Here is a 23,318-nt window from a genome sequence, read left to right on the forward strand (position 1 = left end):
TGTTAGTATATTCCTATGTCTCTTTCTGATTTATCTGAAAGCACCCAAAACTATCTTAAAGAAATCTGGGGAATATCGGAGTGGTCTCAGCAAGTACCGACCACAACATTATTGGCACAAAAAACTGGCAATAGGCCTTCAAGTGTTTCTGATGCGCTCAGAAGGTTAGCGAATGCTGATCTGATTTCGTATCGCCCATATGCTCCGATTGAGCTAACAGAACTAGGGAAAAAATATGCGGTGTCGATGGTTCGTCGACACCGCCTTTTAGAGACTTTTCTTGTGCAAGTTCTCAACTACCCTATTGACAAGGTTCACGATGAGGCAGAGGTTTTAGAACATGCTGTTTCCGACATCATGATTGAACGTATTGATGCGTTATTAGGGCATCCCACCCGTGACCCTCATGGTGACCCAATTCCTGCCGAAGACGGCACAGTAGATAACCCAGAACAGAGCACTCTCACAGACTATCTTCTAGAACATTGCTGCCAAAATCCACAGCGCCTAAGAATAGAACGTGTTAGTGATAAAGATGCCAAAATTCTCAGCTTCTTTATTCAACACCAACTCGTCCCAGGAAAGACTATTCTTGTACGTGGCAGCAGGAACCTAGAAGATATACAAGTTCGTCATGAAGGGTCGTCAGAAAGTATTGAACTTAGCTCTGAACAGGGGCAGAAGATTTTTGTGATTGAGTGCGAATCTTAGTGTAGATATGCTCTGAGATGAAGACTACCGCAAACATGACTCCTTGAGTAAGCACCACTGCCCCACCAGGAGAAATATCAACATAGTAACTAATGTATAGTCCGCTAATAGACCCGACTAATGCAAAAGTCACTGAGTAGCACAGCATTGTTGTGAATTTATTTGTCAAAAGACGTGCTGTAGAACCAGGAATAATCAGCATTGCAACAACCAAAATAACACCAACAACTTGCAGTGCAACGACAGATGTTAACGCCAAGGAAAACAGCAAGATACCTGATAGTACACGGGTAGATAATCCAATAGCTGCAGCATATGAAGGGTCAAACGCGTAGAGAGTAAGATCTTTACGTTTGTAAAGCAAAACACCTGTTACGAGGGCAGCTAGTACACATACCTGAGTAAGAGCAGCAACGCTGACACCAAGAACGTTGCCATAAATGATTTCATTGAGGTCAATATGTGAAGGCGTGATAGAAACCATCACAATGCCTAAAGCAAAAAGAGTTGTAAAGACGATACCCATGGCAGAGTCTTGTCGAATCTTTCGGTGTGAGCCAACAGCCCCGATGAGCATCACCGCCACCAGAGCAGTGACAAGCGCGCCAATAGCAAAAGGAATCTGAAGGATATAAGCAAAGACTACTCCAGGTAGCACAGCGTGAGAGATAGCATCCCCCATCAAAGACCAGCCCACAAGAACCAACCAACAAGAGAGCACTGAACAGACTAGTGCCGCAACAATAGTTACGGCAAAAGCTCGTTGCATCAGCCCTAGGCTAAGCGGGGAAAGAAGAAATTCAAGCATGGCAAGGTTCGCTTTCTGTCCGCATTGTTGGTGTAGTTAATGCGGGCTGGTTTTGAAGGGGAAAAGAAAAGTTACTGGGAAGATAAAACATCCGTACCAAAAACCTTCATAAGATTTTCGGGACGAAGAACTGTTTCGACGTCAGCATGAGCAAGTACTGTGCGTCGCAATAGAATTGCTTCGGTTGCGAGCTGACTCAAAGAGCTTAAGTCGTGGGTGGAAACGAGAATAGTTGCCCCATCTCGTGCTAACTCATTGAGGAGGCTAACAATCATCTTTTCAGAACGTTTATCAACCCCTGCAAAGGGTTCGTCAAGTAAGAAAATGTTCGCTCCTTGCGCCATCGCACGCGCAACAAAAGCTCGTTTCCGTTGACCGCCAGAGAGTTCGCCGATTTGGCGTTCTGCAAGGTCTGTGAGTTCTACACGTTCTAATGCCCGTGCAACCGCCTGTTTTGCTTGAGCATCGAGACGACGAGTTGTGCCGAGCCGCCAGTATGTCCCCATTGAAACCACATCACGAACAGACACCGGAAAGGTGAAATCTATCTCTTCGCTTTGGGGAACATAACTGACGACTCCAGTCGAACGCGCCTGTTGTGGGCTGTGACCATCAAGGGTAACAGTACCTGTGCAGTCACGATGTACTCCCATCATGGTTTTGAAAAGGGTTGATTTTCCTGATCCGTTCATCCCAATCAAACCGCAGATACGTCCTGATTCGACGCTAAAGTTAACGTCATCAAGGGCGTGGACGGAACCATAATGGGCAGAAACCCCAGTAACTTTAATGGCGCTCATAATATTTTTACTTTTCCTGAGTTAGAGCTTTGGAGATGGTCTGTGCGTCGTAGGTGATCAGGTCTAGATAGGTCGGAACAGGCCCGCCCTCTTCAGAGAGGGAGTCCACATATAGGGTTCCGCCAAAAGGTGTTCCTGTTTCGGTGACAACCTGTTGCATGGGATTGTCAGAGACTGTGGATTCGCAAAATACTGCGGGGACTTTTTTGTCTTTGACGAATTCAACAACTGATTCAATTTGCGAAGGTGTTGCTTGGGCATCAGAGTTAACAGCCCAGATGTATTTTTCTTGGAGTCCAGCGTCTTTAGTGAGGTAGGAGAACGCACCTTCACAAGTAACGAGTGCTCGCTGTTCTTCGGGGATACTGGAGATACTTGTCACGAGACTATCATGTACCTTTTGTAGTTTTTCTTGGTAAGCAGAAGCATTAGCACGGTAGTCAGACTCGTGCGCCGGGTCAAGTTTAACGAATGCGTCAGCAATGTTATCTACGTATTTTTTGACTACGAGCGGGCTCATCCAAGCATGAGGATTAGGTTTTCCCGCATACGCATCTTCAGTGATGCTAATTGGTGTAACGCCTTCACTAACTTTTACGTGAGGTGCATGGGTGTTCTGAACAAATTTTTCGAACCAAGTCTCCAGATTGAGTCCGTTATCAAGAATGAGGTCTGCGTGAGTTGCCTTTTCAATGTCACCAGGAGTTGGTTCATAATGGTGGATTTCAGCACCGGGCTTTGTAATCGATTGAACGTCGAGGTGGTCACCAGCAACATTTTGTGCAATATCTTGGAGAACAGTGAAGGTTGTGAGGACATGTGGTTTGTCAGTGGAGGCTGATGCTTCTGCGTTGCTCTTTGCTGATGGGGAACCAGCGCCTCCGCAGGCGCTAAGAAGCAAGACTGCTGAAGTGCACAGAGCTAGGAATTTAGGTGATTTTTTCACGATGAATACCTTTCACATCATGATGTTTGATAAGGCTATACCTTGCATTAGGTGAGGATTAGAAGTCTGTGTGTATTGACGAGTATAGCTTAAATGTTCGTCTAGACGAACATTTTTTTAGAGTGTCCCGTTAACACTCCAAATACGACAAAAGAGGCAACCCTTGAACGCCCAAGGATCGCCTCTTTTTTAGCGGCTAAAACAGCAAAAGTATTATTGAGCCACAGGAATAACCTCTAACCCGCCCATATATGGACGCAACGCTTCAGGGATGCGAACAGAGCCATCAGCCTGCTGGTGTGTTTCTAGAATGGCAACAAGCCAACGGGTCGTTGCTAAAGTACCGTTCAATGTAGCCACTGCACGAGTACCACCCTTCTTCGTCTTCCCTGAAGAGTCAACGGTATCGGCAAGACGTTCACGAATATTCAAGCGACGAGCTTGGAAAGTTGTGCAGTTTGAGGTTGAGGTCAGCTCACGGTAGGTGCCTTGAGTAGGAACCCACGCTTCGCAGTCAAATTTACGGGCAGCAGAAGATCCAAGGTCTCCAGCTGCTGTATCAATAACACGATAAGACAACTCGCATTTTTGAAGCATCTGTTCCTCCCAGCTCAGAAGCTGAGCATGCATATCTTCAGCCTCTTCTACGGGGCAGTACACAAACATTTCAGCTTTATTGAACTGGTGCACACGAATAATTCCACGAGTGTCTTTTCCGGCAGAACCAGCTTCGCGACGGTAGCAAGAAGACCAACCAAGGTATTTCTTTGCACCCTGAGAGAAGTCAATAATCTCGTCTGCATGGTAACCAGCTAAAGCAACCTCAGAAGTACCAACAAGGTACAGGTCGTCACGCTCTAGACGATAAATCTCATCATCGTGTTTGACGTTAAAACCGGTACCGTTCATTGTTTCTGGGCGTACCAGAGTAGGTGTTGTCATCATGGTGAAACCGTCAGAAATAGCCTGATCTAACGCCATGAACAACAACGCTTGTTCTAAACGAGCAACATGGCCTTTGAGGAAGTAAAAACGAGAGCCAGAGACTTTAGCCCCACGCACCATGTCAATACCGTCTACTAGTTCACCAATCTCAAGATGGTCACGAGGAGAGAAACCTTCTGCCTCAAAGTTTCGAGGTTCACCAACGGTCTTGAGAACAACATAGTCATCTTCTCCGCCGACGGGGACACCATCAATAACAAGGTTTTCCATGCGGGTCAGGAGTTCTTCTTGCTGCGCTTGCGCTTTTTCAGAAGCAATTTTCGCTTGAGCTACACGTTCAGAAAGTTCTTTGACTTCAGCAAGCAATGCCTGCTTTTGTTCTCCTTGAGCCTGAGCGACCTTCTTGCCGAATGTTTTCTGTTCAGCACGCAGATTCTCAAATTCAGTGATGCTAGAACGGCGGGTTGCATCAGCTTCAAGAATCTGGTCTACCAAAGACTCATCAGCGCCACGTTTACGCTGCGATTCACGGAATAGGTCTGGGTTTTCACGAAGAAGGTTAATATCAATCACGGTATAAATTTACCGCAATTACTGCGGGTTCGCTCAAATTCACACACCCCATAGTTGATACGCTAACTATCATGAACATCAGCACACGGAAAATAGTCATCTATAGCACTCTCGCTTTAGGTGCAGGATGTAGCGCCGCTACGTGGGCGTTTAATATGCTCAGCAGACACGGAGGGCGAGACGTTTTCCCTATATACCAGCCATCACATGTGATGCTGTCACCGGGAGAGCCTCAGAAGGTTGCGGTTATTTTTAATCCAACGAAACCTCAGGCAGAGTTAAGTTGCCAGACCATCAAGGAACAGTTGGCTCAGGCGCAATGGCCAGAGGCATTATTTTATGAAACAACGGTTGAAGACCCCGGCTATCAAGTTGCGCAAAAGGCTTTAGAGCATGGGGCACAGCGCGTTATAGCTATTGGTGGTGATGGCACAGTTCGTGAAGTTGCTTCAGCTCTAGCCGGCAGCGAGGCCACGTTAGGTATTGTGCCGATGGGTACAGGTAATCTTCTCGCACGCAATCTTAACTTAGCCTATGGAGATGTTGCAGAGTCAGTTAATACTGCCTTGTATGGGACTCCCGAACGGGTTGACATGATTCAGATGAAAATGACTCATCGAGATCAGAGCATCACTGAACGGCGCTACATCATCATGGGTGGGGCAGGTTTTGATGCCCAAATTATGCATGACACTGATGAAAAGTTAAAAACTAGATTTGGGTGGGTTGCGTATTTGCAGGCAGGTTTAAAAAATCTTCTCAAACCACGTAAGTCTGTCAAAATTACAGTAGATGATCGGCCTCCTATACGACGTAAAATCCGTTCAGTTCTTATTGCTAACTGTGGTCAGGTGCAAGGCGGGGTAAATCTTACGTCTACGACAAATGCTCAAGATGGTCAGCTAGAAGTTATTATTCTGGCTCCTCGCAATTTGAGTGAGTGGATTATTGTAGGAGTGCAGTTTGTTCTAGGTCCTCAAATATTCAATAAGCGCCGACGAGTTCTTGAACATGTAGTGGGCAAGAGTGCAAATATTAAGTTCGTTCGAGAAGAACAGCCGGTAGAGATTGACGGGGACACTCTTCCTCATGCGATTCGTTTACAGGCGGAGGTCTTACCAGGCGCGGTGAAGATTTCGCTTTATCCTCAAGAATCAGAATAAGAGCTAAATGGTGGGGTGTATATTCTGAAGATGGAATATACACCCCGTGATTTTATAGTCATCTAAGGGATAAGTTATTGCAGTAGGGATTTTACCCACTGCTCAGCTTGAGAGAATGCCTTATCAGTATGCACAGGGTCTACAGTATTTTTTTCGTAGAGTGCACGAGGATATGACCCTAAAAAGGTGAGTTGCGGGCTGATTCTATGGAGTCCACGTAGCGCATCTTGCATCCGTGATTCAAAGAGGTGACCGTCAGCGTCAATTGAGAAAAAGTATGACCCCAAGAACTGTCCTGTTGGACGCGATTCGATACGCGAAAGGTTAATACCACGAGTCGAGAATTGTTCTAGGAGGTTAAGTAATGCTCCAGGTTCATCTTGAGGCAATGGAACTACCAGCGTTGTTTTATCTGCACCAGTAGGTTCGGGGATAACGGGGTTTTTTGCAACCAAAATAAACCGTGTAACAGCTTGTTTGTTGTCACCAATGTTTTCTGCAAGGACAGTTAGCTCAGGGTTGTTTTGAGCGACAGCTGGTGCACAGACGGCAGCATCATAGGTCGGGTGATTTTCAAGTAATCCCATGGCGGCAGCCGCTGTTGATTGCTCTGGAACATAGTCTGCTTGTGGAATGTGCTGTTCTGCCCACTGTCGTATTTGTGCCCATGCATGGGAATGTGTTGATACACGTTGAATATCGTCAAGGTTGATATTTTTGCGTGCTACGAGGGAGAATTCGATGGGTACGAGCACTTCGCGGATAATTCGCAAGCTTTTTTCACGAGCGATAGAGTCAAGCGTTGCGCTGACTCCTCCTTCTACAGAATTTTCGATAGGGACCATAGCCGCGTCTGCTTGATCTAAGAGAAGTGCTCTAAAGGCGGCAGGAACGGTGGGTGAGGGGAAGCGTTCACTGGTATGAGTTTCGGGGATGCTCAGAAGTGCCGATTCGGTGAAGGTTCCAGATGGTCCGAGGAAGGTGTAGCGCATGCGTTCTAGTGTATCTGTTTCTTAGGAGGTGTTTTGACGTAGCGACAGGTGTATAAAAGATGCTTGGGTTAGGCATCATGACGGTGTTTTACATATTAAACAACCACCCAAAGGTGAAGTATCTCACACATAATTGTTATCTTTGCGCAACCGCTAGAGAATGATATTTAGGTCACACAAGGCCTATTTGTATATTTCAGTCCAATGGAGGATCTCATGCGCATTAGCGTACCCCGCGAGATAAAACCACAAGAACAACGAGTTGGCATGACCCCAGACGGTGCTCACGCTCTCGTCGAAGCGGGACATGACGTTCTTGTAGAAACCGACGCCGGCGTCGGTGCAGGCTTTAGCAACAAAGAATACCAAGAAGCTGGTGCACGCCTTGTCAGCGCAGATGAGGCATGGAACAGCGCAGAACTCCTTGTTAAGGTCAAGGAACCCATCGAATCCGAATACCAGTATCTACGCGAAGATTTAACCCTATTTACGTATCTTCACCTTGCAGCAGACAAACCACTCACACAAGCTCTCATAACAGCAAAGACACGTGCTATTGCTTATGAAACAGTACGTGTTGGGCGAGCCCTACCGTTACTGCTACCCATGAGTGAGGTTGCAGGTCGTCTTGCCGGCTCTGCAGCAGCACAATATCTACTCGGCTCCCAAGGTGGCCCCGGCATCCTTCTTGGTGGCGTTCCAGGTGTTGCACCAGCACGAGTCGTTGTCCTTGGCGGCGGCAATGTTGGTACCCATGCGGCACAGATGTGTGTAGGACTTGGCGCCGAAGTCACCATTCTTGAAGGATACGGCCCTCGAGTACGCGAATTGAATACTATTTTTGGTTCTACAGCTCGTATTCTGAACTCAACACCACGCAATATTGCGCGTGAGATTTCCGAGGCAGACGTTGTCGTTGGGTCAGTGCTTGTCCCCGGGGCAAAAGCTCCTAAGCTAGTACGCCGAGAGCACCTGTCTTCTATGAAAACTGGTGCATTGCTCATCGACGTAGCAATTGATCAGGGTGGTTGTTTTGAGACTTCCCGACCAACCACCTATCAAGACCCTATCTATGAGGTCGATGGCATCCGTCATTATTGTGTCGCAAATATGCCGGGGGCTGTTCCACGTACCTCTACGGTGGCACTGACCGATGCCACCTTGCCTTATATCCTCAAGCTTGCACAGGGCGTTGATCAAGCATTAGCAGAAGATTCTTCCTTGCAAGCAGGGCTCAACACCGATAGCGGAAAAATTATGTTCCCTGCCGTTGCAGACGCATTTCCTGATTTAGTGAAGTAAGTTCCCGCTTGTTCATATGTCATAGGGGTGGTGTTCAAGAACAAAATTCTTGAACACCACCCCTATGACGCACTGTGCTTGTATCAGGTAAAGATATTTTAGGAAGTTTGTTTTAGTCGTTGCGCTGCTTCAGGGTCAGAATCATTGAGGAATTTTTCAATGCGTGCAGATTCATCTGATTCTCCTATTGCATCAGCTGCTTCTCCGAGCAAGAATAAGGCTTTTAGAAAACCTCGGTTTGGCAAGTGAGTATAGGGTATGGGACCGTGCCCACGCCAGCCATTAGCGCGGAGAGAATCTAGCCCGCGGTGGTATCCCACACGAGCATAAGCATAACCTTGAATCAGATTACCTTCCTCCAGCGTTTTTTCCGCAAGAAGCGCCCAAGCCAGTGACGATTTAGGAAAGGATTGCGCTAACGCTTCAGGCGATTCCCCTTGTTCAATGCGGGCAAGCAATTCCGTTTCTTCTGGCAAATAGGTGGGGGCAGGCCCGTCTAGAAGATTTTTTCCGGCTAAAGACATGATATTTTTCCCTCTTTTTGTGTAATTACAATTTTTTATCCCTCACCTATTATGCAAGGAGTATACGCAGTCATCCTACCGAGGATTACCCTGACCTTAGTTCATTTACGGCACACAAGAAAAGCTGCCCGCCACAACAAGTTGATGACGAGCAGCTTTTCAATCACCTAATAAAAGTTAGCTACCTCTAAGAGAAAATACTTAGTTACGTTATTCGGCAAAAGAGGTCACACCGTTGACGCCTAGAACGCTATCTCTTTTTGATGTTTCAGGGTGCTCTACCTGCTCAAGGTTCTGAGTTTTGTACCATTTGATAGCAAGAAGGTTCTTTTTAAGCTGAGTAATTAGCACTGCGACAACCAACGCTCCAACAGCAAGCGCCACTAAAAGATATATGAGAACAAACACCGTTGTTGTTTCTACAGACATCGCAGATTCTCCTTAAGATTGCCGATGCATTTTGGGTAAAACATTTCACCCTTGTGAGCAATATTACTCTTCATATTCTTAGAAAGTCAACAAAATCTTTAGAAAATCAATAAAAAATACGGTGCGACAAGCTCACATTGTGAACCTGTCGCACCGTAACAACGATAAAACGTTATTCTTGCAAGAACTACTTGATAGATGTTCCCACAGAGCCAAGCTGCTGGGCAGCCTCAACAACGCGAGCGCTCATGCCAGCTTCTGCTGCAGCGCCCCATACACGAGGGTCATAGGTCTTCTTGTTTCCGACTTCGCCGTCAACTTTAAGAACACCATCGTAGTTGGAGAACATGTGTCCAGCAACAGGGCGGGTATATGCGTACTGGGTGTCAGTGTCAATGTTCATCTTGACAACACCGTAAGATACAGCATCGGCAATTTCTTGCTCAGTAGAACCAGAACCACCGTGGAATACAAGGTAGAAGGGCTTCTCTTTACCGTACTTCGCGCCGACTTCTTCCTGAATTTCTTTGAGAAGTTCAGGGCGGAGGTGAACGTTACCGGGCTTGTAAACGCCATGGACGTTACCGAAAGTAAGGGCTGCCATATAAGTGCCTTTTTCACCAAGTCCGATAGCTTCTACAGTTTTGATAGCGTCTTCAACAGTGGTGTAGAGAGAATCGTCAATTGCGCCTTCTACGCCGTCTTCTTCGCCGCCGACAGCACCGATCTCGACCTCAAGAACCTGATGGTTTTTTGAGGTGCGAGCAATCATTTGCTGTGCAATTTCGAGGTTTTCTTCGAGGGAGATAGCAGAACCGTCCCACATGTGAGAGTTGAAGATGGGGTCTTCGCCGCGTGCGACAGCTTTCTCTGATTCTTCAAGAAGGGGAAGAACGTAAGAATCTAGCTTGTCCTTGGGGCAGTGATCGGTGTGTAGTGCAATGTTTACATCGTATTGCGCTGCGACAACTTTGGCGTATGCGGCAAATGCAAGTGCACCAACGACCATATCTTTTTTCGTTGAACCAGACCAGTAAGCTGCGCCACCGGTTGATGCCTGGATAATACCGTCAGATCCTGCTTCTGCGAAACCTGCGATAGCAGCGTTGAGTGTCTGAGAGGAAGTAACGTTGATTGCAGGGTACGCAAAACCTTTAGTCTTTGCGTTTTCGAGCATTTCTGCGTATTTTTCCGGGGTTGCAATAGGCATGCGGACTCCTTGGAGTTTTGTTAGATAGTCACCGGTATTGATGACTGAGTGTTCACGGTACACTTATTCGCCAACTAGGTGATACAAGCGCACGTTCGTACCTCTCATTCTAGCAACTTGCTGGCTAATAGCTACGGAATTTTTCGCAATGTTTCGGACATAAACCCACTTAATAACACGCTATTTTGTCACGTTACAAACAACTATTACCAGCTTTAACACCTCTTCTATGGAAAGAAAAAGCCAAAGAACGCAGTAAAACCCACGCTTTTCCAAGCCTTTAAATACCACTGAGCCAAGAACTTCCTTAACCTCACACAATGGCACATCACAGCCCCGAACAACACATTTAGAACAATTCTCATCTTTTGGAATAAAAGATGTCTTTTTCTGCACTATCGGCGCGCCTAAGATAGCTTTACCACCAACCTTGTGGCTAGAATCGCCGAATATGCATCACATTTTGTGAGGGTTCAACGACGCGCCCTCCACACAGCTATAAAGGAACTACCACTATGAGTAATCCGCACCCACACGTCACAGGGGATCACCTCAAAAACTATGAGCCAGTCCCCACACAAACTATCGATCAGGTACAACTTTCACGAGGCTCACGCGCAGAAGAAATAGAATCCGGTGAACGCACCAAACGGCTCATCGGCCTATTCGGAGGTCTACTCGCAGCACTTCTGACGTATTGCATCCTGCCAGCAGATATGCCTCATGCTGCACGACTCACCGCCGCAACAGCCGTTCTCATGGGTGGCTGGTGGATGACAGAAGCGCTCCCCATCCCCGCAACGGCACTTCTACCGCTCGTCATCTTTCCTGTCCTCAATCCAGAAGTAAAAATCAACGACGTAGGAGCCTCCTACGGCAACAGCATCATCTTCCTCTTCATGGGAGGATTCCTCCTAGCCCTTGCCATGCAACGCTGGAACCTGCACCGGCGTATCGCCCTTCTCACCCTACGAGTTATGGGCTCTCGCCCCTCAGCCATGGTTGCTGGATTCATGATAGCTACAGGCTTCCTCTCCATGTGGGTTTCCAACACTGCAACAGCTGTCATGATGCTCCCCATCGGCGTTTCAGTTCTAACCCTTATCGCTCAAATTCAGCATAAAGATACAGGAACAAGCACCAAAGATGCGACAGCAGAACTCGTCACATCAAATTTTGGTACGGCACTCATGCTCGGTATCGCGTACTCTGCATCTATTGGTTCGCTAGGAACGCTCATTGGAACCCCACCAAACACCCTACTTTCCGGTTACCTTGCTGATACGCACAACATCGTCATTGGTTTTGGTCAGTGGATGCTTGTTGGTGTGCCCCTAGCCGTCATCATGTTATTCATTTGCTGGTTTATGCTCACCCAAGTAGTATTCCGACCCGAAATTAAAGAGATTCCAGGCGGTAAAGAACTCATCAATAACGAGTACAAGAAACTTGGACCCATGAGCTCAGGAGAGCTTCAAGTACTCATTATCTTCATTGGTGCAGCACTTGCATGGATTCTCGTCCCCGTTATCTGGGGCAAACAAGCGCCTATCACCGACGCCGGAATTGCCATCCTCGTCGGATGTATTCTCTTCATGCTCCCCGCTGGCAAAGCCGGTAAAAAAGGTGTTCGACTCATCGACTGGGATACTGCGATGCAACTACCTTGGGGCGTCCTCATGCTTTTTGGTGGAGGCCTTGCACTCTCTAGCCAATTCACAAAATCCGGTCTTACCGAATGGATTGGCAAAGCAGTAGGTCACCTCGACGCGCTACCTCTAGTGCTCATGATTTTCTTAGTAACAGCAGGAGTAATCTTCCTCACAGAGTTAACCTCAAATACTGCAACAGCAGCAACTTTCTTACCTGTTGCCGGTGGTATCGCCATGGGAATGGGATTCAACCCAATGCTACTAGCTATTCCTGTTGCGCTCTCAGCAACCTGCGCTTTCATGCTTCCAGTAGCTACCCCGCCCAACGCCATTGCATACGGCTCTGGTTATGTCTCCATCTCGCAAATGATTAAAGGCGGTTTCTGGCTCAACGTCATCGGAATCTTCCTCATTACCGCAACCACCATGACTCTAGCCACCTGGGTCTTTTCCCTCTAACAACAGAAATATAACGGCCCAAAACTAAGAGATACATTGCTGGTGGGGCGGTTAAGAATGTTCTTAACCGCCCCACCAGCATCGTTTTAATAGTTATAAAATCCTAGGACGAATGCACTTTTTGCCCAAAAACATGGCGACGCACCCATGCGTGCATGGCCACTGCTGCAGCACTTGCCGCGTTCATCGAACGTGTAGAACCAAACTGTTCGATAGATAAAGTAGCTTCTGCTGCATGGTGAATCTCTGGTGAAAGACCGGGGCCTTCTTGCCCAAAAACAAGAACACATTTTTCAGGTAGATCGTAAGTTTCTAACTGCTGTGAATCTGGAAAAATATCGATACCAATAACAGCAATATCTTCGCTACGCGCCCACTCTAAGAACTCTTCAATCGTGGGGTGGTGACGCACATGCTGATACCTGTCAGTTACCATTGCGCCGCGTCTATTCCAACGCCGTTTACCGATAATATGTACTTCTTGCGCAAGGAACGCATTAGCTGTACGTACAACAGTTCCAATATTCAAATCGTGTTGCCAGTTTTCAATAGCAACATGGAAGTTGTGACGTTTGGTGTCGAGATCAGCAATAATTGCTTCCATTTTCCAGTAACGGTATTTATCAACAACGTTACGGCGGTCGCCTTCTCGTAGGAGCTGCTCATCCCACCAGTCACCTTCTGGAAGCTCTCCTTCCCACGGGCCAACACCAATGGTGTGAGATAGCTCCGCGGAGGTTTTTTCGTCTTTTGAGCTAGCGTATTCTTCGCTCACCTTATCTCCATCTGCCAAGAAAAGAGTGGTAGCAGCGACACCAGAAAAGGTGCAGCTGCTACCACCAGAAAAGTTTTTTAGTCGAGACCTAAATCAGTTTTTGAGTATGCGTAGAGGCAAGGGACTCCTGCAACCTCTTCAATATGTTCTTTTGCGCCAGTAGCACGGTCTACAATCACAGCCACAGCAACTACCTGAGCGCCGGCAGCGCGTAAAGCTTCAACCGCGGTCAAAGCAGACCCACCGGTGGTTGAGGTATCTTCAACAGCGACAACACGGCGTCCTTGCACATTAGGGCCTTCTACCTGACGTCCCATACCGTACGATTTCTGCGCTTTACGAACCACAAAAGTGTCGATAGCGCGGTCTTCGTCGCCGGCAGCGCGCATGATGGCATGCCCGACAGGATCAGCGCCCATGGTGAGCCCACCAGCGGCATCAAATTCAATACCGGCAGAGTCAATCAGGTCTAACATGACCTGACCGACAAGACGTGAAGCCTCATGGTGTAAGGTTACTCGACGCAAGTCCACATAGTAGTCTGCTTCCTGACCAGAAGCGAGAGTTACTTTTCCGCGAACAACGGCAAGTTCTCGGATAAGTTCTTGTAGGCGTTGGCGAGCTTGTTCAATGGGCATTTTTTCGGAGAGCTTAGTCATGCTCTCTAGTCTAGTCATCTTCTTCAGTTCACACGAGATAAAGCATCGCTAAGATGATGAAAAACTCGTAGGTATCTACGCTTCGGCATCATGGCGAGTTTGGTTGCCAGCGGTGAACATTTGATTCGGTAGTACACAGTTATTCTGTTTGCGAAGCAACTGGTTCTGCGTTGGGCCTGCTACTTTTCACAAGCGGGAACACTTTTTGACCCTGAATAGTTAAGTGTGTACCCCACAGTTAGGGGGTACTCGAGCATGCTCGTTTTACCTTATAGAATGACTATTTTTGCGTGCTGCTTTGACAAATAAAAATGTCATCACGGCGCACATAAAAACACCAAGAACAGCAAGCGCAACAGAAGTGGCCACACTTAGATTTAGCACCATCGGAACGAACAACATGACGGTGACAATAGCAACGACACCGAGATAGTAAGCTGGAAGCCATTTCGTATTTTTCATATTTTTAATGATAGACACACAGTATTTCTTACAGTATGTATAGACACAGTCAAAAGGCTGACATTTCCCACCAGCCGCAACTTTCACCCCGCACAATTCACTTATTGAAGCATTCCCTATCGTGCGGCCAAAGAGAAAAGCTGGCTTCGTAAAAACGACTCTTGAACACTTTGAATTACTCCCTGATGTGTTTGCCGAGGAGCCTTTTCGGTGCAGGTTTTCGATATGGGTTTTTCGGGTGTACTGGTTGCTCGTTGTTCCCGTGCCAAAACCAGTGAAATTGGAACGGGTTATATATTTGGTGAGAATACTACTTTTGGAAACTAGTTAAAGTAGCATTCCCCAAAGATTTCGCTGCCTCAAATGCCACATATCTCTCAACAATTGAGGCATTTGGGAACACCCGCGCATACTCTGCAATTGCTTGTCTACGTTGACCTGCTACAACATAACCACGGAACGCCTGTAGCTCTGGTGTTGCAAAATACTCGTAGACACCTTTCGTCTGAAACATTCGCAACAGAGTTTTTACCTTTTCATTTCCAAACATTTTTCTCCTAAGTATCCCATGAGGTTGCGCACCAGACACCTGCAGCTACCAGATATGTCACGATACCTACGAGTCCGCCTTCAAGCACATTGACATCAACTAGCCAAGCTAACGCCCAAGCTACTTCATACCAATTCTGAGTTGCTAGAAGATAGTCGCTGACCGGCAAAAATCCAGCTGTAGGAGCTGGGCAACCATAGTTCCAGTCAACTTCACACCTGAAGGCGTTAAGCACAGAAGCAGTTTCTTAAAAATCATGAAACCCTCCCGCTCTTATTATGCAAAACATATGTTATGCATGACTTGTATCTCACTGTAGAGAGCTTTTTGAGAGAAGTAAACGTCAAAACAGGTATTTTTAAATATCAAAACAAGTATTTTCTAGTTACTTGGGGTATCCCCCCTGCTCTGTTCGGCAAAGAGTGAGCGCTGGACGCAACTAGATAGTACAAGTCCAGTTAGTTACTCTTACAAACCACCACACGGCGACAAGAACCACCCCTTAGCTTCCAACACCAACAGTTGCCACCAGAGCCAACATCAACTACGCGAAAACGTGGTCAATGTCGATAACCAACACACGATAGAAAGAGGGGCTGGTCTGGTAAAATGCGTACTTGTATAGGTCTACCCGTAGGGTTTTGGTCAGCGGGGCGCTCTTGGTTTCCAACAGAGAAAGACCCTCTGGGTGTCTGTGACGTGTACGGCGAACCGGGCTTCTTTTGTTGCGGCTCTGCTGGGTACTGCTAGACGCGTAGACACAAGCTTGAATTCCTTTCGCGGTAAGACGCGAGACGGAATTTATGAACCGGAAGAGCGATAACCCTTCCGGTTCTTTTTTATCTAAAACTGCTCTAAGTCCGTTCTAGATTCTCTATCGGTTCCTTATGAATGGCGTGACTGCGCAACGATTGCAGCATATATCCCAGTGCTTATCGCAATAATTAGCAGAGCTAGCATCGAATAGTTACTGACAGCGTCATTTATAAAGCCCATGCTTCTAGCAACTAGTAGAGATATACCGATAGCAAAAAATACCAAAGGCAGGATAATTTTATTTTTTGTTAGCACTTTAATTCAGCACCTTTATTGAGATGAACAGCCTGTAACAATTCCGTTGATTTCTGTGAAAGTGACCCCATTTCCATCTTGAGCACATTCTTTAAGCTTTTCCTGTTTCCATCTGAGCACCTCTACTCTGGTGGTTAGCGTAATATTAATCCAATCATGGCAAAAATAATCAGTCAACTTATCACATCACAAATTGATAAAACACAAACCCCGTGTGTACGGGGAAATCTTTTTAGAGTCGCACATAAGGGATGAGAAATAAAATATCCCCAAAATTCTTGATTCAAACTCCTTGACCTCACACAATACAATGTGCCATGTATATTACATGGCTACTACATCAGATAGCGTACTCACAGTACGCATACCAACCACCCTCAAAAAGCGTTTAAATGCATTGGCTCAGCGCACTGAACGCCCTGTCGCTTTTTACGTCAAAGAGGCATTGGAGCAGAGTATCTCAGAACTTGAACATGCTTATGAGTTGCAGACTTGTGCTCAAGCAGTACGTGAAGGTAGAGCCCGCACATATACCCTTGATGAAGTCCGCGCTGAATTAGGTCTATAACGTAGCTAATTCTTTATGGATGAAGATCTTTGATAAGCAGATGAAACACCTCTGAGAGGTGGCGAGTTATCCACAGCTTCTCACAAGCACGTTTAAGTAGGAGGCTTAATGAAAAAAGCTTCTTGAAAGAAGCTTTTTGTAGTGGGGTAAAAATAGGGGCAAAATAGCTATTGACCAGGTTAAATGGTCTTACATGGATTTTTAACTTCCACCCAAATGTCACACCCTAGATTAATGAGCTGTTTGCCTTCCCTATCGTGCAGTCAAAGAGAAAATCTGGCTTCGTGAAAACGGCTCTTGAACACTTGGAATCACCCTAAACGTTGCCCAGCAATGTGCAAGAGAAGACGCCCATCACCACATCCAAGGTCAAGTACTTCATCTCCGTCGTTTACGATGCTCTCAGCGGCGGCAAAGTCCCATGTCGCTCGGACAGTTGTTGCTTCATATTCATCAAACGAGGGCTCATCGAAAGAGTATTGGCTTACTCGAAGTTTTGCTATTCCAGACCTCACAATTTTGTCTATTGGTGGTTGCAATTCAATGGCATCTAATGCTAATTGATTATGCTCGAATCTGCTTGTTCCAGCAGTTATTTCAGCATCCTCTTTTCTTTTTTGAAAGTTGTTGTTTATTAGACCGATTTACAAACGCGCCAAATAATCCTACGAACGTAGCTATAAAACCGACTATAACTAAAGCAAGACCAGCTTGATCAACATGTATAAAAGCGGAACCAATAAAACCTATAAATACTGCCGTTTGCAGGAGTAAAACATAGGCAGGCATCTGAAGAACTCGCTTTGTCGAGTCTACTCTTTTGATGATGAACCCTGACATTAGAGTGTTTTGAACACCGTTAGCAACGCCAATGAATGCTGCTGCTACCACTATCTGCCAAGTAAGTTGTGTTGAACCTACTATTACGATGCTGAGACCAATTACGGCTGCTGCTATAGAAGCACCAGACGCCTCGCCGATTTTCTTTCCTACAAAGCTAGAAAAAATTACGGGGCCTGCTACCAGGCCAGTGCTCAACGTTGCAACGATAACTCCGTAAATCTCGGCGTTTATACCGAGTTCATTACGGATTCTTACCAGAAGAAGAACGTTTAATGCGCTAGTTACCAAAACTGTAATGAGGAGCGGAGTGATTGCACGAGATACTCCTTCAGCCCGGAGTAATCCCAATATATCTACGCTTTTACTATCTCCATAACTATTTTTCGTACCTACACCAACGTTCAATAGTTTAGGTAACGATATAGCAGTGCAGGCTACAGAAATAAGCATGAGAATAGCTACATACAAGAACCCCTGAGGCCCGGGTGATAAGGCAAAAAAGATACTTCCAATGAGTGGTCCAACAACATATCCAAGGTTACGTACCGATTGAATCACTCGGTTTGCTCTATCGATTCCTGCCTCATCAGTAAACAATGCGGGAAGCGCAACCATCACCGCAGACCAGAGTATAGAGCCTAGACACCCAAGTGCTGCGGAAACTATGAGACACCAGAACAGTGTATTCATAAATGATGCAACAGCAATAAGTGTTGCTTCAGCGATAAATACAATATTGATTACACGCCGAGCGCCGAAAAATGCAAGCAAACGAGGTGAAAAAAAGCCAGCTGATATACCTCCAAGAAGCCCAGCAGCAAGTAATGCAGATACTTGTGCAGGTGCAGTTTGACCTGTCTCTGAAAAACGTAAGGCAAACATAACTTGCGTTGCCTCATCTCCAAAGCTTCCTAGAAATAGTGCTACGCAAGCTATACCTGTGGCAATTTTAGTGTCAGACCTTTTAAAGAAATCATCTATGTAACTCATAAATGCAGCTCTTACCCTTTATCGTGGGGATTGTTTGTCCCAATCTAGTCGCTCTACAACCATCACCATGAGTACTGCTACCAGTATCCCAATGAGTCCCGGTATGACTGCCCCTACCGGATCATTGCCCCATTTTTCTGGCAATAGCGCTTTGACAACTACTGGTACGCTCCATAGGAGCCATAGCGCTCCTATAAGGGTGAGGGTAACTGTCTTTTTCTTTGAGCGACCAAAGAACTGTCGGGCTGGTTGTTCCTGCGTGTTGTTTTTGATTCCTAGCCATGTAAGCATCTGAGGCTCCTATCAGCTGATGGATATTGATAAACAAATCACCAAAACAGGTAATCGCTTATTTTATTTAAACCACCTTGTTAAAGTGAGACTTAAATTTTCTCAAGAAAATTTATAAAATAATAATATTTATTCCATAAATTACTCTAGTTTTTTCATTGATGGCACAAGCAGCAACCCTATGACCAAATCTTTATTTGACGACCCGACGCCCCGCGCCTCAACGCTATGGCAGGAACAAGAAAAATCCATATTTTTTTACACTACTCATTGTCGCTTTTGCAGACATAACATCGCAACGGTGACCCGACCAGAAACACCCGGCTTGTGATGTACCGTTCCGATATTTTGTTCACATTGATGATGTAACTAGGTTTGCACGCATTGAAGGATTCGCATGACAGGCAAGTAGCTACCGAAAAGTTCGGCTAAGTATCGCTACAGTGAAGCATGATTTTTGAAGAACAAATTATTCTGATGACCGTTAACAGTCATACCTTGTTCCCAACACGTATTTCCAGCAAATAACTAAGCCTACATAGTAGACCAGTTGCTATGCGAGTGCCGGTTCCGCCATCAAACCGCTAATTAGCCTGAGCCTTTATAAACCTCGTTCTAACCTGTTTCCTGCTCCACATTGCTCTAAACATCCAATACCCAAGCAGTCCAGCAAAAGGCCAGATACCAGAAAAGATATTTAATAACAACAATGCAATAGGAATTTGAATTACCCAGACTGCTAAAGAGTTAGATTTAAAATCATCTATAGTAAACCCATAAAAGCGTTGTAATGTAATATTTGAGTACGCAACACAAGCAAAAGGAATAATAAACGTTAGGAATATAGCCAGCTTATAAAACGCATAAACAACGTCTTCATCTGGAGATATAAAACGTCCAAAGAATACACAGAAAATAATAAATAAGACAAGAGTAAAAGCAGAAACTCTGACAAACACCCTGTCTATATACTTCTTGATAAAGATAAAATCTTCACCTTGGGCTTCTTCTTTATATTTACTCCCCAAGATAAATAAAATACCACTCGAGAAGCTTGAGATTATTATAAAAATAACGATGTGGAGTTGAACAGCAAACCTCATTCCTGCAAGTTCAACAATTCCTGCAGCAGAAATCAATGCGGTAAAGATTATATTACCCCCATAGTCTACGAAAGCAGACCCAAGTGAAGGTAAAGAAATTTTGCCCCACCCCTTATAGTTTATTTCAACATTTTCTGAGGTTTCATTAAATTTATTCTTCTCTTTATTGAAAACCAGATAAAGGTATACAAGAGGAATAAATGAAGCAAGAGTACTTCCTAAACCTGCTCCAACAACTCCTAGTTCGGGAGCAAAGAAGAGTCCATAGATAAGGAAAAAATCAATAATCACATTAAATGGTGCAGCTATGCAGAATACAATAATTGGAACTTTTGTTTTTCCCCAAGAAACTAATTGTATTACAATAAGTGTCGAGATAGTCTCTGCAACAATACTAGGAATTCTGGCCGCAAAGTATAAAAGCGCAGCAGACCAAATGGAATCAGAAATATTCTTAGAAAGTAGTATCGAGGATACTATACCTACCAAAGAAATAAATAACGAAAGAGGAACAAATATTTTTAAAAATAGTTTAATTCCTATAGTCTCGCGGATCGTATCAGAGTTTACACGTGGTGCGAGAATTCTATAAGCCATTAACGCGCCAAGAATACAATTTACTGGAAGTTCGTAGAACGATGCTCCTAAAGAAACACTTGCAAGAGCATTAGTTGAGTAATAAGAAATCAATGCTGAATCTGTTAAACCAACAACGATACTTCCCAGCGATGCGAGAAGAGAAGGCCAAACATATTTCAGCAAATTATTTTTTTCAGTGTTCACGCTGCTACCCATGATTGTTTTCTGACCTTTTGAATAGTACAACGCAGACAAGAATATAGCGAACCTCAGGAGTCTCTAGCCAACGATTAACAAGACTTCTTGAACATATTTTGGAGAGCACACATACTTCTGACAGCATACAAGCTGATTGCCTTACACCTCTTTTTCACGCTCACTCCCCCCCAATGACGAGAATCATCTATTACCCAATTAGATGATTCAACTATACGTGACGATGTTTTGAATCTTATAGATACATTTTCCGGAACTAGCTGACACCTCTCTACTACATCAAGAACCGACTAGACTGAAAATATGAGTATTTTTTCTTCTGACCCAACCGAAAAAACATCCCAAAAAATAACACGCTACGTTCTTGGTGCCGGTCTGAGCTTCATGGGTGCGCTGCACTTCAAAAAAGATGCGGTCGAAAAATTCGCGAGTATTGTTCCACCCATAGTTCCAGGCTCAGCCGAAAATATTGTGTACCTTTCTGGTGTAGCAGAACTCGCTGTCGGAGGAACACTCCTACTCGCACCACGAGCACGAAAAGCTGCTGGTCTAGCAGCCACAGCACTATTTGTGGCAGTTTTCCCAGCCAATATTTATCAATACCTTGAAGGGATTGATATTCCAGGTGTATTTGAGACAGATGCTCAACGGCTACGTCGTCTGCCATTGCAGTTACCGTTAATTATGGCTGCCCTCTATGTGGCACAGCAGCGTTCAACTTCGTCAGCATCTCCTGATACTCAGCTTCAGGATGAGAATCGTAAACGATAGCGCCTCCTGCACTCACAGATATGGTGCCGTCAGCGTCGATAATGAGTGTGCGAATCACAATGGATAGCTCAGCCGAACCGTCTGCACTAAAAAACCCCAGAGCACCCGAATATACTCCGCGAGCGCGTTTTTCCAATGAGTCAATGATGCTCATCGTAGATGCTTTAGGTGCTCCGGTCATCGAGCCGCCAGGAAAACACGCGGCCGCTGCATCAACAGCAGTGATTCCCTCACGTAACTGTGAACGAATAGTGGACACAAGTTGATGTACCGTAGAGTAGCTTTCTACTCCCATCAGCACCGGAACGTTCACCGTACCTGGCTGGCTCACCGTTGAGAGATCATTTCGCAGTAGGTCAACAATCATCAGGTTCTCAGCCCGTGTTTTTGGGTCGTCCCTGAGCCATTGTGCTCGTTGTTGGTCTTCTACGGGATCGTGGCTGCGAGGAATGGTGCCTTTGATAGGTTTCGTTTCCACGATTCCGGTGTTTTTCACCTGAAGGTAGCGTTCTGGGGAAGAACTGAGCACATACCATCCTGCACAGTTGAAGAAAGCGGCGTAAGGGGCAGGGTTCTTTTCTCTTTGAGCGAGATAAATCCCTAGGGCTTCTTCTGCGCTCAACGGTTTTTCTGTGTGTATGTGTGTGGCGGTGGTGAGGCATACTTCGTAACTGTTGCCGTCATGTATCTGCTCTAGGCATGTTTCTACATGCTGGCAATAGTCCTGTTTTGAGGGCGTTGGAAAGTTCAACTGAGGTGCCGGGATTGGCTGGTATATCGTGAGGTTACGAAGCTGCCGCTCCATGTGATGGATCCATGTGCTATCTCCAACTAGCCAGCTCTTTGCTGTGCGATGCTCATAGATGAGGTAGTTCGTTGCAGGAAACCATAAAGCATCTGGTGTAGTACGGGGAGCATTTTTTGCATGTGGGGTATTAGCACCGATGTCTAAATCGAGGTGTGCTTCGTACCCAAAATATCCGACGTATCCGCCCAGTAGTAGAGTCTCTTCAGGAGAGAGCATGGTGCCCGATATGGGGGTGGGTGCTGTCTCTAATTTTTGGTGGAGAACTTCCCAGATGTCACCATCAATGGTGCCGTTGGGTGTTCCGTTTCCGTTGTAGAGGTGTACCTGTGGGGTTGGTGTTCCAGTGTGAACATAGTGCAATATCTGGGAGTCTTCAGGAACTACACCGATATAAGAATAATGAGACATGCTGGAGCTGGCTAAAGCGCTATCAAGCCAATAAGAATACCTGCTATCAGCAGTAATAACCGGATAGGCTTGGGCAGGTTCAATAGGGTAGCTCAGAGCTAAAATCTCTAGTTCCACAGGCTTATTCACCCAATATATGCTACCGGATGTACGGGACTGATAATTTTCTTCTATCCGGTAGATTCTTTTGCCATACAGACAGGAGGTGCTCTCACTAAAATACTTAGTGAGAGCACCTCTGGTTCTCGATGTTCTCTAAGGCTTCATAAGAGGCGTGGAAAAGTACAGTATTTTAGAGAACTTGAGGAGTGTCTCCATTGTCAGAAACCATAGGTTTTTGAGCATCTGCCCACGCGCCCATTCCACCAAGAACGTTAATCGCATCAAAACCGTACTGGTTAAGATAGGCAGTTGCTTTCAAAGAACGTCCACCGGAACGACAGATAACATACACGTCAACGTCGGTAGGTACTTCTCCGTAACGTGCAGGTACTTCTCCCAGTGGGATATGTTGAGCGCCTCGAATATGGCCAGCTTCCCATTCGAAGTCTTCTCGAACGTCAAGAATTTTAGCACCTTCAGGAATCTGTTCAACAGTTACTTGCGATAGCTCGTCATTCATGATTTTATACTCCTAGAAATACGGACGTTAGATACAACTCTTCCATTAGATGAACGAACCAACAAGAGGATTTTTGAAGGAATGTTAA

At 45.7% G+C, this 23,318-nt stretch carries 25 protein-coding genes; 6 read left to right on the forward strand and 19 right to left on the reverse strand.

The window, feature by feature from the left end; all coding sequences use genetic code 11:
* Window positions 1-15 precede the first annotated feature (15 nt).
* Window positions 16-711 (forward strand): metal-dependent transcriptional regulator, encoded by a 696-nt coding sequence (locus ACN083_RS01820; RefSeq protein WP_419101118.1) that lies wholly within the window; start codon window positions 16-18, stop codon window positions 709-711.
* Here the strand turns inward: ACN083_RS01820 and ACN083_RS01825 are convergent.
* From ACN083_RS01825 to serS, 4 genes are all read right to left on the reverse strand, one after another.
* Window positions 662-1,519, reverse strand: a complete 858-nt coding sequence (locus ACN083_RS01825; protein WP_419101119.1) for a metal ABC transporter permease — start codon at window positions 1,517-1,519, stop codon at window positions 662-664. The two genes, ACN083_RS01820 and ACN083_RS01825, sit on opposite strands and share 50 nt — an antisense overlap.
* A 71-nt stretch (window positions 1,520-1,590) precedes the next feature.
* A complete protein-coding gene (locus tag ACN083_RS01830) occupies window positions 1,591-2,319 on the reverse strand; it encodes a metal ABC transporter ATP-binding protein (RefSeq protein ID WP_419101120.1) in 729 nt (242 codons plus the stop codon).
* Window positions 2,320-2,326: 7 nt separating this feature from the next.
* Complete coding sequence (locus tag ACN083_RS01835; RefSeq protein ID WP_419101121.1) at window positions 2,327-3,265, reverse strand: metal ABC transporter substrate-binding protein; 939 nt, start codon at window positions 3,263-3,265, stop codon at window positions 2,327-2,329.
* 213 nt (window positions 3,266-3,478) lie between these two features.
* Window positions 3,479-4,783 (reverse strand): serine--tRNA ligase, encoded by a 1,305-nt coding sequence (serS, locus tag ACN083_RS01840; RefSeq protein WP_419101122.1) that lies wholly within the window; start codon window positions 4,781-4,783, stop codon window positions 3,479-3,481.
* Between the two features lie 71 nt (window positions 4,784-4,854).
* On the opposite strand from serS, the gene ACN083_RS01845 reads away from it, so the two are divergent.
* On the forward strand, window positions 4,855-5,946 hold the full coding sequence (locus ACN083_RS01845; RefSeq protein ID WP_419101123.1) for a diacylglycerol/lipid kinase family protein: 1,092 nt from the start codon (window positions 4,855-4,857) through the stop codon (window positions 5,944-5,946).
* 74 nt (window positions 5,947-6,020) lie between these two features.
* On the opposite strand, the gene pheA is transcribed toward ACN083_RS01845, so the two are convergent.
* Window positions 6,021-6,938 carry a prephenate dehydratase gene (gene pheA / locus ACN083_RS01850; RefSeq protein WP_419101124.1) on the reverse strand — a complete coding sequence of 306 codons (918 nt, stop codon included), beginning with the start codon at window positions 6,936-6,938 and terminating at the stop codon, window positions 6,021-6,023.
* Between the two features lie 216 nt (window positions 6,939-7,154).
* Here pheA and ald point away from each other — a divergent pair, with 216 nt between their 5' ends.
* A complete protein-coding gene (gene ald, locus ACN083_RS01855) occupies window positions 7,155-8,240 on the forward strand; it encodes an alanine dehydrogenase (RefSeq protein ID WP_419101125.1) in 1,086 nt (361 codons plus the stop codon).
* A 98-nt stretch (window positions 8,241-8,338) separates the two neighbouring features.
* Here ald and ACN083_RS01860 read toward each other — a convergent pair whose 3' ends face one another.
* The 3 genes from ACN083_RS01860 to fbaA all read right to left on the reverse strand — a co-directional run bounded on the left by ACN083_RS01860 (window position 8,339) and on the right by fbaA (window position 10,403).
* Window positions 8,339-8,764, reverse strand: coding sequence for a DUF3151 domain-containing protein (locus ACN083_RS01860; protein WP_419101126.1), 426 nt, complete (start codon window positions 8,762-8,764; stop codon window positions 8,339-8,341).
* A gap of 210 nt (window positions 8,765-8,974) precedes the next feature.
* Window positions 8,975-9,193: a hypothetical protein gene (locus ACN083_RS01865; protein WP_419101127.1), complete on the reverse strand. Its 219-nt coding sequence runs from the start codon at window positions 9,191-9,193 to the stop codon at window positions 8,975-8,977.
* Between the two features lie 187 nt (window positions 9,194-9,380).
* The gene (gene fbaA / locus ACN083_RS01870) at window positions 9,381-10,403 is read right to left on the reverse strand and encodes a class II fructose-bisphosphate aldolase (protein ID WP_419101128.1); all 1,023 of its coding nucleotides are present in this window, start codon (window positions 10,401-10,403) and stop codon (window positions 9,381-9,383) included.
* A gap of 515 nt (window positions 10,404-10,918) precedes the next feature.
* Here fbaA and ACN083_RS01875 point away from each other — a divergent pair.
* The gene (locus ACN083_RS01875; protein WP_419101129.1) at window positions 10,919-12,514 is read left to right on the forward strand and encodes an SLC13 family permease; all 1,596 of its coding nucleotides are present in this window, start codon (window positions 10,919-10,921) and stop codon (window positions 12,512-12,514) included.
* A gap of 103 nt (window positions 12,515-12,617) precedes the next feature.
* Here ACN083_RS01875 and ACN083_RS01880 read toward each other — a convergent pair whose 3' ends face one another.
* The 5 genes from ACN083_RS01880 to ACN083_RS01900 all read right to left on the reverse strand — a co-directional run bounded on the left by ACN083_RS01880 (window position 12,618) and on the right by ACN083_RS01900 (window position 15,195).
* Window positions 12,618-13,289 (reverse strand): TrmH family RNA methyltransferase, encoded by a 672-nt coding sequence (locus tag ACN083_RS01880; protein ID WP_419101130.1) that lies wholly within the window; start codon window positions 13,287-13,289, stop codon window positions 12,618-12,620.
* Window positions 13,290-13,366: 77 nt separating this feature from the next.
* Window positions 13,367-13,948: an orotate phosphoribosyltransferase gene (pyrE, locus tag ACN083_RS01885; protein ID WP_419101131.1), complete on the reverse strand. Its 582-nt coding sequence runs from the start codon at window positions 13,946-13,948 to the stop codon at window positions 13,367-13,369.
* A gap of 264 nt (window positions 13,949-14,212) precedes the next feature.
* Window positions 14,213-14,428, reverse strand: a complete 216-nt coding sequence (locus ACN083_RS01890) for a hypothetical protein (protein WP_419101132.1) — start codon at window positions 14,426-14,428, stop codon at window positions 14,213-14,215.
* A gap of 292 nt (window positions 14,429-14,720) precedes the next feature.
* Entirely contained in the window at window positions 14,721-14,960 is a 240-nt protein-coding gene (locus tag ACN083_RS01895; protein ID WP_419101133.1) for a hypothetical protein, read from the reverse strand.
* Window positions 14,961-14,967: 7 nt separating this feature from the next.
* Entirely contained in the window at window positions 14,968-15,195 is a 228-nt protein-coding gene (locus ACN083_RS01900) for a hypothetical protein (protein WP_419101134.1), read from the reverse strand.
* Between the two features lie 1,164 nt (window positions 15,196-16,359).
* Here ACN083_RS01900 and ACN083_RS01905 point away from each other — a divergent pair.
* Window positions 16,360-16,599: an antitoxin gene (locus ACN083_RS01905; RefSeq protein ID WP_419101135.1), complete on the forward strand. Its 240-nt coding sequence runs from the start codon at window positions 16,360-16,362 to the stop codon at window positions 16,597-16,599.
* A 311-nt stretch (window positions 16,600-16,910) separates the two neighbouring features.
* Here ACN083_RS01905 and ACN083_RS01910 read toward each other — a convergent pair whose 3' ends face one another.
* From ACN083_RS01910 to ACN083_RS01925, 4 genes are all read right to left on the reverse strand, one after another.
* Window positions 16,911-17,114 carry a methionine biosynthesis protein MetW gene (locus ACN083_RS01910; protein WP_419101136.1) on the reverse strand — a complete coding sequence of 68 codons (204 nt, stop codon included), beginning with the start codon at window positions 17,112-17,114 and terminating at the stop codon, window positions 16,911-16,913.
* An 82-nt stretch (window positions 17,115-17,196) separates the two neighbouring features.
* Window positions 17,197-18,432 carry an MFS transporter gene (locus ACN083_RS01915; protein ID WP_419101137.1) on the reverse strand — a complete coding sequence of 412 codons (1,236 nt, stop codon included), beginning with the start codon at window positions 18,430-18,432 and terminating at the stop codon, window positions 17,197-17,199.
* 18 nt (window positions 18,433-18,450) lie between these two features.
* Window positions 18,451-18,723, reverse strand: coding sequence for a hypothetical protein (locus tag ACN083_RS01920; protein WP_419101138.1), 273 nt, complete (start codon window positions 18,721-18,723; stop codon window positions 18,451-18,453).
* Window positions 18,724-19,307: 584 nt separating this feature from the next.
* Complete coding sequence (locus tag ACN083_RS01925; RefSeq protein ID WP_419101139.1) at window positions 19,308-20,621, reverse strand: MATE family efflux transporter; 1,314 nt, start codon at window positions 20,619-20,621, stop codon at window positions 19,308-19,310.
* 303 nt (window positions 20,622-20,924) lie between these two features.
* On the opposite strand from ACN083_RS01925, the gene ACN083_RS01930 reads away from it, so the two are divergent.
* Entirely contained in the window at window positions 20,925-21,392 is a 468-nt protein-coding gene (locus ACN083_RS01930; RefSeq protein WP_419101140.1) for a hypothetical protein, read from the forward strand.
* Here the strand turns inward: ACN083_RS01930 and pabB are convergent.
* A complete protein-coding gene (gene pabB / locus ACN083_RS01935) occupies window positions 21,304-22,737 on the reverse strand; it encodes an aminodeoxychorismate synthase component I (protein ID WP_419101141.1) in 1,434 nt (477 codons plus the stop codon). The genes ACN083_RS01930 and pabB overlap by 89 nt on opposite strands.
* 163 nt (window positions 22,738-22,900) lie before the next feature.
* Complete coding sequence (locus tag ACN083_RS01940) at window positions 22,901-23,230, reverse strand: rhodanese-like domain-containing protein (RefSeq protein WP_419101142.1); 330 nt, start codon at window positions 23,228-23,230, stop codon at window positions 22,901-22,903.
* Window positions 23,231-23,318: the final 88 nt, after the last annotated feature.

This window comes from Rothia sp. CCM 9418 (genome assembly GCF_048512825.1).
Classification (GTDB): domain Bacteria; phylum Actinomycetota; class Actinomycetes; order Actinomycetales; family Micrococcaceae; genus Rothia.

Coding starts and splice junctions, on each gene's coding strand:
- fbaA (WP_419101128.1), bottom strand. CDS start 10,403: ATGCCTATTGCAACCCCGGAAAAATACGCAGAAATGCTCGAAAACGCA.
- ACN083_RS01925 (WP_419101139.1), bottom strand. CDS start 20,621: ATGGGTAGCAGCGTGAACACTGAAAAAAATAATTTGCTGAAATATGTT.
- ACN083_RS01920 (WP_419101138.1), bottom strand. CDS start 18,723: ATGCTTACATGGCTAGGAATCAAAAACAACACGCAGGAACAACCAGCC.
- ACN083_RS01905 (WP_419101135.1), top strand. CDS start 16,360: ATGGCTACTACATCAGATAGCGTACTCACAGTACGCATACCAACCACC.
- ACN083_RS01940 (WP_419101142.1), bottom strand. CDS start 23,230: ATGAATGACGAGCTATCGCAAGTAACTGTTGAACAGATTCCTGAAGGT.
- ACN083_RS01845 (WP_419101123.1), top strand. CDS start 4,855: ATGAACATCAGCACACGGAAAATAGTCATCTATAGCACTCTCGCTTTA.
- ACN083_RS01895 (WP_419101133.1), bottom strand. CDS start 14,960: ATGTTTGGAAATGAAAAGGTAAAAACTCTGTTGCGAATGTTTCAGACG.
- ACN083_RS01825 (WP_419101119.1), bottom strand. CDS start 1,519: ATGCTTGAATTTCTTCTTTCCCCGCTTAGCCTAGGGCTGATGCAACGA.
- pheA (WP_419101124.1), bottom strand. CDS start 6,938: ATGCGCTACACCTTCCTCGGACCATCTGGAACCTTCACCGAATCGGCA.
- ACN083_RS01875 (WP_419101129.1), top strand. CDS start 10,919: ATGAGTAATCCGCACCCACACGTCACAGGGGATCACCTCAAAAACTAT.
- pyrE (WP_419101131.1), bottom strand. CDS start 13,948: ATGACTAAGCTCTCCGAAAAAATGCCCATTGAACAAGCTCGCCAACGC.
- ACN083_RS01915 (WP_419101137.1), bottom strand. CDS start 18,432: ATGAGTTACATAGATGATTTCTTTAAAAGGTCTGACACTAAAATTGCC.
- ACN083_RS01930 (WP_419101140.1), top strand. CDS start 20,925: ATGAGTATTTTTTCTTCTGACCCAACCGAAAAAACATCCCAAAAAATA.
- ACN083_RS01820 (WP_419101118.1), top strand. CDS start 16: ATGTCTCTTTCTGATTTATCTGAAAGCACCCAAAACTATCTTAAAGAA.
- ACN083_RS01865 (WP_419101127.1), bottom strand. CDS start 9,193: ATGTCTGTAGAAACAACAACGGTGTTTGTTCTCATATATCTTTTAGTG.
- ACN083_RS01830 (WP_419101120.1), bottom strand. CDS start 2,319: ATGAGCGCCATTAAAGTTACTGGGGTTTCTGCCCATTATGGTTCCGTC.
- ald (WP_419101125.1), top strand. CDS start 7,155: ATGCGCATTAGCGTACCCCGCGAGATAAAACCACAAGAACAACGAGTT.
- ACN083_RS01860 (WP_419101126.1), bottom strand. CDS start 8,764: ATGTCTTTAGCCGGAAAAAATCTTCTAGACGGGCCTGCCCCCACCTAT.